This is a genomic window from Pseudomonadota bacterium (assembly GCA_026390555.1).
Classification (GTDB): domain Bacteria; phylum Bdellovibrionota_C; class UBA2361; order UBA2361; family OMII01; genus OMII01.
In genome coordinates, this window is the sequence record JAPLFS010000059.1 from 1 (window position 1) to 11,610 (window position 11,610).

Annotated in this window: 7 protein-coding genes and 1 tRNA gene; 5 read left to right on the plus strand and 3 right to left on the minus strand. The window is 52.6% G+C overall.

Annotation, left to right across the window (positions count from 1 at the left end):
- Positions 1 to 362: 362 nt before the first annotated feature.
- Positions 363 to 1,079: a glycerophosphodiester phosphodiesterase family protein gene (locus tag NTV65_07650; protein ID MCX6115071.1), complete on the plus strand. Its 717-nt coding sequence runs from the start codon at positions 363 to 365 to the stop codon at positions 1,077 to 1,079.
- Here NTV65_07650 and NTV65_07655 read toward each other — a convergent pair.
- A complete protein-coding gene (locus NTV65_07655) occupies positions 1,076 to 1,786 on the minus strand; it encodes a hypothetical protein (protein MCX6115072.1) in 711 nt (236 codons plus the stop codon). The two genes, NTV65_07650 and NTV65_07655, sit on opposite strands and share 4 nt — an antisense overlap.
- A gap of 34 nt (positions 1,787 to 1,820) precedes the next feature.
- Positions 1,821 to 3,359, minus strand: a complete 1,539-nt coding sequence (locus NTV65_07660) for a class I SAM-dependent methyltransferase (protein MCX6115073.1) — start codon at positions 3,357 to 3,359, stop codon at positions 1,821 to 1,823.
- Positions 3,360 to 3,496: 137 nt separating this feature from the next.
- Between NTV65_07660 and NTV65_07665 the strand changes: the two genes are divergently transcribed.
- Complete coding sequence (locus tag NTV65_07665) at positions 3,497 to 4,492, plus strand: hypothetical protein (GenBank protein ID MCX6115074.1); 996 nt, start codon at positions 3,497 to 3,499, stop codon at positions 4,490 to 4,492.
- A 1,415-nt stretch (positions 4,493 to 5,907) separates the two neighbouring features.
- Here NTV65_07665 and NTV65_07670 read toward each other — a convergent pair.
- A tRNA-Lys gene (locus NTV65_07670) sits at positions 5,908 to 5,980 on the minus strand.
- 94 nt (positions 5,981 to 6,074) lie between these two features.
- Between NTV65_07670 and NTV65_07675 the strand changes: the two genes are divergently transcribed.
- The 3 genes from NTV65_07675 (at position 6,075) to NTV65_07685 (ending at position 10,996) form a co-directional block, all read left to right on the plus strand.
- Positions 6,075 to 6,641, plus strand: a complete 567-nt coding sequence (locus NTV65_07675) for an HD domain-containing protein (protein MCX6115075.1) — start codon at positions 6,075 to 6,077, stop codon at positions 6,639 to 6,641.
- On the plus strand, positions 6,641 to 8,884 hold the full coding sequence (locus NTV65_07680; protein MCX6115076.1) for an ATP-dependent RecD-like DNA helicase: 2,244 nt from the start codon (positions 6,641 to 6,643) through the stop codon (positions 8,882 to 8,884). Before NTV65_07675 ends, NTV65_07680 begins: the two co-directional genes overlap by 1 nt.
- 162 nt (positions 8,885 to 9,046) lie before the next feature.
- Complete coding sequence (locus NTV65_07685) at positions 9,047 to 10,996, plus strand: glycosyltransferase (GenBank protein ID MCX6115077.1); 1,950 nt, start codon at positions 9,047 to 9,049, stop codon at positions 10,994 to 10,996.
- Positions 10,997 to 11,610 lie beyond the last annotated feature (614 nt).

Genomic DNA, 11,610 nt, shown 5'->3' on the forward strand with positions numbered 1-11,610 from the left:
CCTCCCGAACGGAAACAGCGAGATTGTCAACCAGTTGCGTCGCGCCGCCACCTCCATTTGGCGGCCATGCTGTCAAAGCTGGTTTTTAAGGGCTACCCGGTATCGGAGCGGGAGCAGGTAACGGGAAGCGGTTCACGTTCCCGCGCAGGGGTTTTCCATCTAATGTACCAACACTTATCGGTGAGGAACCTTAAAAGGATTCGATCTTACGAACGATCCTAAAGACCCACCTTTATTGACGTCCCCTGATCGGGGACGCTTATTTTAGGGGTGAATAGTTAATATTATCACCCCCGATTTGCTCCGCAAATCGACCCCTGAGGGGTTTGCCCAACCCCAGCTCCTACCTGTATAGTTCCCCCATGAGCACTCCGCCCAACGCTGACTTTATCTGTTTTGCCCATCGGGGGGCCTCGGGGCACGAACCTGAGAATACCCTGCTCAGCTTTCGCCGCGCGCTTGAGCTTGGAGCGCGTTGGATCGAGCTCGATGTTCGTGTGGTGGAGGGAGAGGCTATTATCTTTCACGATCGTACCCTAGCGCGCCGCGCACGGTGTGGCGGTGTCGTCGAAAAACAATCCCTCACCTACCTGCGTTCACTCGATGTTGGCAAGGGAGAGCGGATACCGCTCCTCTCTGAGGTGCTGGAGTTAGTAAAGGGCCGCGCAGCGCTACAGATAGAGCTAAAGGGAGGTGGCAGCGCTTCAATAGTTGCCGCAATTATCAGCGGCTGCCTAATCGAGGGGTGGCTACCAGAATCATTTCTGATCTCATCGTTTGAATATAAGGAGATAGCTGAGATAAAACGGCTGCAACCTGCCATTCCTGTAGGGCTCCTACCGCGCGGCTATCCAGATAATTTAGTAGAGGTAGCACACGCTCTAGGTGCAGTCTCGGTACATCTTAGTATTGATTCGGTAATACCTGCCCGGATTAAGGAGCTCCATGCGGCGGGTCTTAAGGTATTCGTCTATACCGTAAACGATCCAGTGGATCTTAAAGCGCTGCGTGCCGCAGGAATAGATGGTGTGTTTACTGACTTTCCAGAGAGGGTCATTATTAAGGATGGGTCCAACTAACACCCAGCAGCAGGATACACCGTCCGCCATAGATAATATTGATCAACGCTGCCCAATCGACCCCGTCGTACGATCCGCGGCCCCTTATCAAATAGCTCCAGTGGAGAGCGTACCTTAGTGCCGGAGCGAAAGGCAGCACGCGCATGCCTCCAGGCTAAGATACGGAAGATCCTATTGAAGCAGCGTTCCATTAAGCCCTGCGCCCCAAGCTCTTGAGAGCCCCCCATCGGATGAAACACAGAGAGCTGCTCAAGCAAACTTTCGAACGCCTCATCACCAAAGAGCCGCTGCTCACGCTTTGAAACGGTTAGCGAGGCCTCTGAGCCGCAAAGCCTCTCATGAATATACTCCCGTAGATCATCAATCATGAGCAGCGGTATCGCTCGCACCCCGCCCTCTATACGGATCAGCCCCGAGGAGAGATTAACGTCCCGCACCCTAACCGACCGGAGCTCGGTTATCCTGACCCCCAAGCCATATGAGAGGGTCGCCAGGATTAGGCCCGCGCCTCGCAACTTACTAAAGATGGGCTCCAGCTCCTCTAGGGCTGGAAGCCCCCTGATAACGGCTCCTATTGACCTTAGGGAGTTTGAGCTTTGATAGCCCGGCCCAAGAGAGCCCGGCCCAAGAGAGCCCAGCCTAGTGGCAGAGATACTATTATTACAATGTGCTGGGGATGGAATATTCGAGCTAATTTCTGTATTCATACGAGTATAGAAATATACTCGAAACGGATTACTGTCAAGCTTTTCTGGCTAGCCCGTGCTTACGGCGTGAAAAAAGTTCGCGCATCGACTCCGTGAACCTATAACCCCATGAAGCCTTGACCTCATGGAGCTTGTTCTCTGATTCAACGACCCGATCTGCGAGCGCTGCCCCCCACTCCTCAGATGCTAGATATCGTCTCTTTATCTCTTCGACCATGCCCTGGAGCTTACGTCCCTCCTCGCGCATGTCGTGACACATCGCCCCTACGGCGTGGTATTGCGTTAGAACTAGATCTAGCTCGGCCTTACGAACACGGAGCTCCTCCTGCCCATGCTCGATATGCCCCTTATATCGATCTTCAACATAGACGAGCTGCTCCCTCGCCATCTGCTCACGGGTAGCGAGGTCAGCGATGCGCCCATCTGCTGCCATTAGGGAGAACTTGTAATCCTTAATAGAGTTAACTATCGGCTGAGTAGCCTTTACTATAGCTGGTAGAATCTCATCCTTGATTACGTTAAGAAGATAAACTCCAAAGCCCTGTTGATTGATCTCTTCGCCAGATTGCTGCGCAGATCGCTGTTCGGTTGTAAGGCAGAACTGCTTAACAGCTGCCCCCTTCCAAAGAACGGAGTGCACGTTATGAGCATGCGCTAAGACCAACCATCCTGGGGCCAAAGCATTTTCGAGCTGCTCTGAATGCACCGAGCGCCACCACGTATCGAGCTCAACCTCCGAGCTCTCAGAGCACTGATAGAGCTCGCGTACGAGCGGCAACCACTGTACCCGCTCCTCCCTGGCCCGTTGCGCGTTAACGATCACGCGCGGTGCAGCGTGGTGCGGGAAGGTCATGTAGCTTTCAAAACCTGAGAACCCCGCGCTATGCAGGGAGTTCTTTAGGTGCTCTAGGGAAGCACCCTTGCCCCGTACCTGATCGCTTGAGGGCTCCATCTGAGAGCCACCTGGATTATGCAGGGGATTAGCGACGGCCAATATCATGGTCCCGGTTGCCTTGAGCATCTTCTTGCACAACGAAAGGAGCTGTACTCCGGGGTCGAAGTATTCGTTCTGAACTAGCACCGGATCGATGCAGATAACGTAGTCGAACTTATTGTCCTCAAGCACGTTCTCAAGGAAGCCGGTGATAACCTCTACGTTCCGAAGCTCTTTGCAGCGGGTGCGGGCGCACTCGGCTAACTCTTCTGAGGTTTCAAGGGCAACGACCTGGAACCCCTGCTCTCCTAAGTAGCGGGTCAATGCACCACCACCGCAACCGACCTCAAGCACACGCGCATTGGGTGGAATATCGAGCGCCCGGATATGCGCACTTCTGAACGGGGTTACGTGGTACCAACAGTGCTCCTTAATGGCGCGCTCAAGCAGCTCAGGAGATAGCGTGCTGAGGTCACCGACCTCCTTTAGGAGGGCCTCCAGCAAAGAGCCCTCAGCCAGGGGGCGCCGGGAGTGTAGTAGCCCATCAACTGGGGCTACCTGGGAATAGGCTCCAATGCCCCTTTTGAGGGCAGTTTCAGCCCCTATAGCGCGATCTGATTGTGCGTATGCAAGACTCATGTGTAAGAGCTTAACCTATCGCACAGATTGTCAAAATCGGTAATCTTACGACGCCTAAAGATTTTATTATGGACACCCCCCACTGCGCCTCTCCACCCCACTAGAGAAACCCTACCGTTTTAGGGTATGGTATGGGCATGTCGTCAGACTCATCACACTTCAAGCCACCCCGCAGGGATCAGATTAATCCAGCCAAGATCTATGGCAACAAGGTCGGCGCTGTGCTCCTAGCTGAGCAGCAGATCGAGGCGGCCACCAGGGAGCTGCGCGAGCGCTTTGATCTAGCCGAGGCTGACCCTGATGATAGACAGGCTGTTACCGAGGCGGTCGGGTATGCCTGGCGGATTATGACCTTCCTTGGCTTTCCAGATTTTGATCAGCTCCGATCGGTTCGAACCGAGGATCTTCCGGCTGTAATTGAGGAGAACCAACACGCCATGGTAGCGCTAGCGCTTGAGACCATCGGCTGGCATCAATACGGACTGCGTAGATACGATATCGATAGAACAGCGCGTGTGTTTGATCGTTGTCTTACCCTTGCCCCGCAAAACCAGCGCGCTCTTGAGCGCTTTGCTATCGTTGCAAACGAGATTCAGCCTGAACATATCGGAGGGCTGGCGAAGTTCCCGAAAAAGCAGCAGGAGACCGCTATCGGCTACAAGCTGCAGTGCAAGCGCAAGGTCGATAATATCCTAAACGACGTATTCGGCATCACCGAGGCGCATCTTGTCGGACAAACCGACCCTTCGGTTGCCGAGATGTTTAAAACCCTTAAGGAGGGCGATCGGAGATTTGTTTTTAATATGCTTGGGCACCTTGCGCACATGAACTGCGTAATCGGTAATTTCTTTGAAAACGGCACGATGCTCAGCCTCGGTATGGGTGCTGCGTGCTGTCAACTTGAGATCCTTGGACTACCGCGCGACCTGCACAATCTGATTCCGCTCTGCACCAGTAGGCTGGGTGAGGACGACTCGGGGCAGGTTGCTGGCGAAGAGACCCCGATCCTGTGTGATATTCTAAGAAACATCAAAGCGATCTGCGAGGCAAAGTGGCGCATCTTTAATAATGAGGGCGCCGAGCAACGGGTGATTGAGATTAACACCCTTCTGGAGAGGATTGAGGGGGCATAGGTTGCTGTACTTGAGACGGGGGCATGGGGAACTCCTTTGTTGCTAACTCCTTACAGGTTGCGGTTCCTCACCAATCAGTGTGAGTACATTAGATGGGAAACCCCTGCGCGGGAACGTGAACCGCTTCCCGTTACCTGCTCCCGCTCCGATACCGGGGAACCCTTAAAAACCAGCTTTGACAGCATGGCCGCCAAGCTGCTCAAAAGACTCGTAGGAATTTCGGTTCCTCACCGATAAGTGTGGGTACATTAAATGGAAAACCCCTGCGCAGGAAGCGGCGCACCTTCCAGCGCAGGGATTCAGCATCCATTATCTTACATTCTTCGACCGGCTTTTCTTCCAACTGCCGCGCATAGTTATGCCTTCATCCAGTAGCTTTCCAACCACACTTATTGGTAAGGAACCCAGACTGCCAACACCTTAGAGGGGGATACCCCACCCCTCTTAGATACGCTACTCTTATCGGTATGAGATCAAACCTCAAGAAACGCCGCGCGATTCGCAAGAAAAGGATGGTTGCCAGCCTCTCTTATGGGTTTGACACCTCTGAATTTGATCGCTCATTTTGGGCGTCTGTTTCAAGTGAACAACGCTTAGAAGCCGGTTGGGAACTAGCTGTTCAAGCGCATCTACATCGGGGGGGGGCAAGGAGAGTGAACTCAGACTTCAAAGATCTGTTGCGGTGCTTAAATATCGCCCGAGTTAAGTATCTTTTAGTCGGCGGCTACGCTGTCATGCATTACAGTGAGCCACGATATACAAAAGACCTCGATATATAGGTCGATCCAAGCGTAAGAAATTCTCACGCTCTTTATCGTGGCCTTGATGCTTTTGGAGCTCCTCTTGCAAACATTGACCAAGATACCTTTAAGGATCCAGGAGTTATGTATATTTGTGGGCTTCCACCTAGTCGCATTGATATACTTACGCGAATTAAGGGCGTTGATTTTGAAACAGCTTGGAAAAAGCGAGAGAGGTCTACATTTGCTGGCGTAGAGACGCAGTTCCTAAGTCTTGAGCTGTTGATTGACGCCAAAAGATCAGCTGGTCGAGAGCAAGATAAATTGGATCTAAAAAAACTAAGAGCGTTAACCACGAAACAGAGCTCAAAAAACTCTAAGACCGCCCCGACTCGAAAGGTGGTGCATAAAAGGACTCGGAAAACCAAAGGAACTAACAAGTAAGTTGGTTGAAATTTTGCTACCGAGTGACTTCCTATTAGTCCGTGGTTGCTTTTTAGGCGCAAGCTGCTCTGCGCGTATCCCAGGCGAGCTTTTTTATAGTCGGACTAGAGACCGGCGATACCAGTGCTCACGCCTAGCCATGTATTAATGGATCGCACCGAGGGATCCAGGGGATCGCCCCCTGGTCGTTGTTCCAATCTTGGCAACGCCAAGTTGGAATAGAGGAGAAACTGCGCCAGCAGGGATTCGAACCCCGGACCAAGAGATTAAGAGTCTCCTGCTCTACCAGCTGAGCTACTAGCGCATACGGAATCAACGAGGGGTAGGTTATTATAAGTGTTGGATCAGATCAAGAGCTTGGTATTCTGCGCCGGCTTCTGCTACCTTTCATGCATTATATGCAATCCAAAGAGATCCTTAAGTTTTTTTTAGAAATGGGGCAGCTTTCGCGTGTCAAGCGTGAGGGCTGGCGTTTACTGGGCATTGAGGACCCGGAGAGTATAGCGGATCACTCCCTACGCGCCGCACAGATCGGCTGGGTTCTAGCCAAGCTTGAGGGGTATAGTAACCCCAACGAGGTGGCCGCCATGCTGATCTTTCACGATATCGGCGAGTGCCGGGTTGGCGATATTCATAAACTAGCGAATCGCTATATAACGGTCGATGAGGCGCGCGCCGTCACGGAGCAGGTCTCGCGCCTTGACGCTGCTGGGGACGAGATCCTAGCACTCTGGAATCAGGTAGAGGAACACACCACCACAGCCGGCATTATAGCAAAGGATGCCGATCTGGTTGAACTTGCTGTACGTGCTCATGAGTACATGGAGCGCGGCTTTAAGGACGCCTCTGAGTGGTATGAGGTCGCTCGTCAACGGGTGCAAACAAACTCGGCCAAGCAGTTACTCGATCAGCTGCCTAATGTACCTAGCACAAGCTGGTGGCACGGTCTAAAGAAGCTAGACTGATGAAGGAGTCAACGCCTGAGCCGGAGGTAGTGCGTGGCACGATTGAGCGCGTCACCTTTCGTAACGCCAATAACGGCTACTCCGTATTGCAGGTTGTGCCTGAGGACTCACGCGATAGGATTACCGTCGTCGGCATGGCCCCACACGTAAACGCCGGCTCGTACGTGATGATGACGGGCTCCTATATCACCCATCCGAAGTTCGGTAAGCAATTCACCCTGCAAACCATGACCGAGACCCCACCTTCAACATCGGAAGGAATTGAGCGCTATCTTGCTAGTGGGCTTATCGCAGGGGTTGGAAAGAGAACCGCTGCCAGGATCGTCAAGGAATTTGGCCTCTCCTCGTTACAGGTTATCCAGAACGAGCCTGAGAAGATCGCAAGCCTTGCTGGGGTTGGAAAAAAGAGGGCCGAGATCCTGAATACTGCGCTGCTACAACGGGGCGAGTTCGAACAGATCCTGCGGTTTCTGGTTGAGCATCAGATCTCCACTAACCTTTCGGCCAAGATCTATGAGCGCTTTAAGGGCCAGACGGTTGATATTATCAAGCGAGATCCGTACGTCCTGGCGCGTGAGATTCGCGGTATCGGATTTCATACGGCCGATACCATTGCGCTTAATCTTGGGGTGCTTCCAGACTCTCCACAACGCCTCAAGGCGGGGCTTTATTGTGCGCTCATTGCCGCTGCCGATGATGGTCACTGTTATCTCTCACGGCAGGTACTACTTGACCGTGCTCATATGCTACTGGGGCTGGCGGAGCCGCTAGATCTTGGGGAACCCCTTGAGCAGCTACTAGTTGAAGGGCTCCTTATTATCTTCGAAAATGGGATCTTCCTTAAACACTACGACCAGGCGGAGGATGCCGTTGGGCGCTTTATCGCGGAACGCACAACACCTCGCGAAAAGCACGCTATACCGAACAGCACCATCAATGAGTCAATAGTTGAAGCTGAGCGAACACTGGGCGTTGAGCTCTCCCCTGAACAGCGCCTCGCTGTAGAGTCGGCCGCACTACTCCCCTTACTGATTATTACAGGGGGTCCAGGTTGCGGAAAAACTACCGTTATTAAGGCGCTGGCCCTGCTCTTTGAACGGGCTGGATTATCTTTTGCGCTCGCCGCTCCAACGGGACGAGCCTCTCAGCGCATGTCGCAGGTGTGCAATGTGCCGGCCAGCACAATTCACCGCCTGCTTAAATACGACCCATTAACTACCCGCTTTGTGTTTAATGCCCGCAACACCCTCCCCTACGACGCAATTATTATAGATGAGGCCTCGATGGTTGATGTGCTGCTGGCGCGCGATCTCTTCGCCGCGATTCCAGCCAAGTGCACTATTATCCTTGTTGGCGATAAGGATCAGCTGCCATCGGTCGGACCGGGCCGTGTATTTGGAGACCTGGTTGGATGTAGTGCAGTGCGCGTAATTACGTTACAGCGCCTCTTTAGGCGCTCGCACGAGTCGCATATAAACACCGTAGCTCACATGATTAATACGGGCGAGGTGCCTACGATCCCAGCTCCGGACGGCATTACCAAGTCTGATGCTTACTTTATTCAACGAGACAACGCAGACGAATCTAGTCGCTTAATTGAAAGCCTAATAGCGGAGCAGATTCCCAAGAAGTTTGGCTTCTCAGGTTCAGATATCGCGGTCCTTACCCCCTCTAACCGTGGGCCGTTGGGCACCCTAGAACTTAACAAGCGGCTCCAGGAGCGGCTTAACCCACGCGCCTCGCACTCAGATGATGAGGTGCTTGAGTTCGGAGATCTAGAATTTCGAGTTGGCGACCGGGTCTGCCAACGGGTCAATAACTATAAGATAGATCTGACCGGGGTCTTTAACGGCGATATGGGTACCGTGGTGCAGGTGAACCACGAGGACCAGAAGCTCTCAGTAGAGCTGTGGGATGGTCGCCTAATAGAGTATCCCCGCGGCGAGGTTGCCCAACTCTCACTGGCTTACGCCGTAACTGTGCATCGCTCACAGGGGATGGAGGTACCGTGTGTAGTGTTAGCGCTCGATGATTCACACTTTATGTTGCTTGAGCGCCAGTTGGTATACACCGGGGTAACGCGCGCTAAGAAGCTCCTTATTATAGTTGGCTCAAAGCGTGCGCTCTCTCTTGCGGCCAAGCGGGCTCAGACCAAGAAACGGTGTACCCTGCTTCGGGAGCGTATCGTGGAGCTGCTTGCACCCAAGCAACCTCGAATAATCCCGTACAACGATAGCGAGTAGCGCAAAAACCCATCTAGGTAGGTGACATCAAACGATGATTTATCGTTTATGCTCTCTGTAGCAAGTTTATAGGGCACGCTTACCAAATTTTAATTATCTTAATGACGGTACTTGGGATAATGATATTCCAGTAATCATCACTCTACTATACTATCGCACTCCATGAGTTCCGCTGTTCAATCAAAACAATCTATGCTCCTTGAAATAGCCTGGGAAACCTGTAGCCAGATCGGCGGAATCTACACCGTTATCAAAACCAAGGCCCCTAACATGGTCGAGCGTTGGGGTGATAACTACCTCATGATCGGACCGTATCACCAACAAACAAGCGCGCTTGAATTTGAAGAGGGCGTTGTTCCGGATCATCTAAAACCTGCCTTCGAGGCGCTCGCTGCGCAGGGCACCCCGTGTCATTTCGGATGTTGGCTTACCGATGGACGTCCCTCCGTAGTTCTAATCGACTACAAAGGCCGCTATCCTAGACTTGGTGAAGATAAGTATCTCCTCTGGACCGACAACGGCATCTCACTTGAAGGCAACGACGGAGAGGTCGATGCAGTTATCGCCTTTGGATTCGCCGCAGCTGAGCTGCTGCGTGCTATTCAGACATCAAATAGTTCGCTTCAACTGACTGCACATTTCCACGAGTGGATGGCCGGAGTTGCTCTGCCACGCATTCGGCACATGAACCTCCCAATAGCGACGGTCTTTACAACGCACGCCACCCTGCTTGGTCGCTATATCGCCTCAAACGATCCGAACTTCTACTCTAATCTTTCCAGGATTAACGCCGATAACGCTGCGCGCCACTTTACGATCTGGAGTAAGCATTCCATTGAGCGCGCCTGTGCGCACTCAGCGCATGTTTTCACTACGGTCAGTGAGGTAACGGCGCGTGAAGCTGAGTATCTGCTTGGCCGTAAGCCGAACTTCGTTCTGCCGAACGGTCTTAACTCTCACCACTTTACGGCGCTACACGAATTCCAGAACCTGCACCTGACGTACAAAGAGCGCATCAACGAGTTCGTGATGGGGCACTTCTTCCCTAGCTATTCCTTCGATCTTGATCGCACCCTCTACGTGTTTACTAGTGGCCGATATGAGTACTCAAACAAGGGCATGGACCTCTTTATTGAGTCCCTTTACCACCTCAATCAGCGCCTTAAAACGTTGCCCAAGCCCCCCACGGTTGTGGCCTTTATCATCACCCGTGCACCGACTAAGAATCTAAACGTTACGGCGCTGCAAAACCACCTGCGCTTTGAGGATCTAAAAACAACCTGTCGCGAGATGGAGCACACCCTTAGCCAACGTATTCTCGACTCTGCGGCGCGGGGTCGTATGCCACGCTTTGAGGATATCTTTACAAGCGACCTTGAGCTGCGGCTAAAGCGCTCAATACTGGCGCGCAAAACAACTCAGTGGCCTCCAGTTGTTACGCACGATATGTGGGACGATGAGAACGATCCGGTTCTTAAGCACCTACGCCACAGAAACCTCGTTAACTCACCGAGTGATCCGGTCAAGGTTGTTTTTCATCCCGATTTCGTATCTCTTACGAGCCTCTTTAGCCTTGATTACGAACAGTTCGTGCGCGGCTGCCATATGGGGGTCTTTCCGAGCTACTACGAGCCGTGGGGATACACCCCTCTTGAGTGTCTCGCACTCGGAATTCCAACCGTAACGACCGACCTAAGCGGATTTGGTGCCTACGTTGAGCGCCACGTTCCCGATGCTCTTCAGAACGGAGTGCTGGTACTTAACAGATCAAAGAGCGCCCCTGATACCTGCATTGAGCAGTTAACATCGTTCCTCTTTAAGTTCTGCGAGCTTAATCGCCGCGAGCGTATCTCTCTTCGTAACAGAGCGGAGCGCATGACTGAGCGCTTTACCTGGGACGTTATGTCAGCGCACTATCACCGCGCTCATGCGGAGGCGCTGCGCTGCGTTGCGCCACCAGAGATTAAGCTTCCGGGATTGCTGGCAGCTAGTAACGGTGTAACCAATACCGATACGGTGAGTCAGGTGCTTCAATCTGCTCAAAACGGTGCTGGGAACGGATTTCCTCCGCAACTGAGCAAGACACGGGTTCGGCGCTCTCAGGCTAGCTAAACCGACCCATGCGTCAGTGTTATCACCCCCGATTTGCTCCGCATATCGACCCCTGAGGGGTTTGTTATCACCCCCGATTTGCTCCGCATATCGACCCCTGAGGGGTTTGTTATCACCCCCGATTTGCTCCGCATATCGACCCCTGAGGGGTTTGTTATCACCTCCGATAAGTGTGGGTACATTAGATGGAAAACCCCTGCGCGGGAACGTGAACCGCTTCCCGTTACCTGCTCCCGCTCCGATACCGGTTAACCCTTAAAAACCAGCTTTGAGAGCATGGCCGCCAAGCTGCTCAAAAGACTCGTAGTTTTAGTACGCTCTGATCAACAAGGTTCCACCCTTTCAACAGGTCAAAGATCGCGGTACACTCCAATGAGGGGTTGATGCATAGCATCTAACTGTTTGATTACCCTAAGTTTATGCTGAATGTTACCAAAAAGCTCAAGTTATTCGTCATCTATACCGAGGTACTCAGTATGATCTGGCTCAGACTCCTTATCGCCGTAATAGCATTAACCATCTCTTCTGACCTTTCGGCGTGGGCACAACCCCAAATGCAAGTGAACTCTCCCGAGGGGTTTTATGACTGCAAAGGTATTGCAAACGGTGCAAAT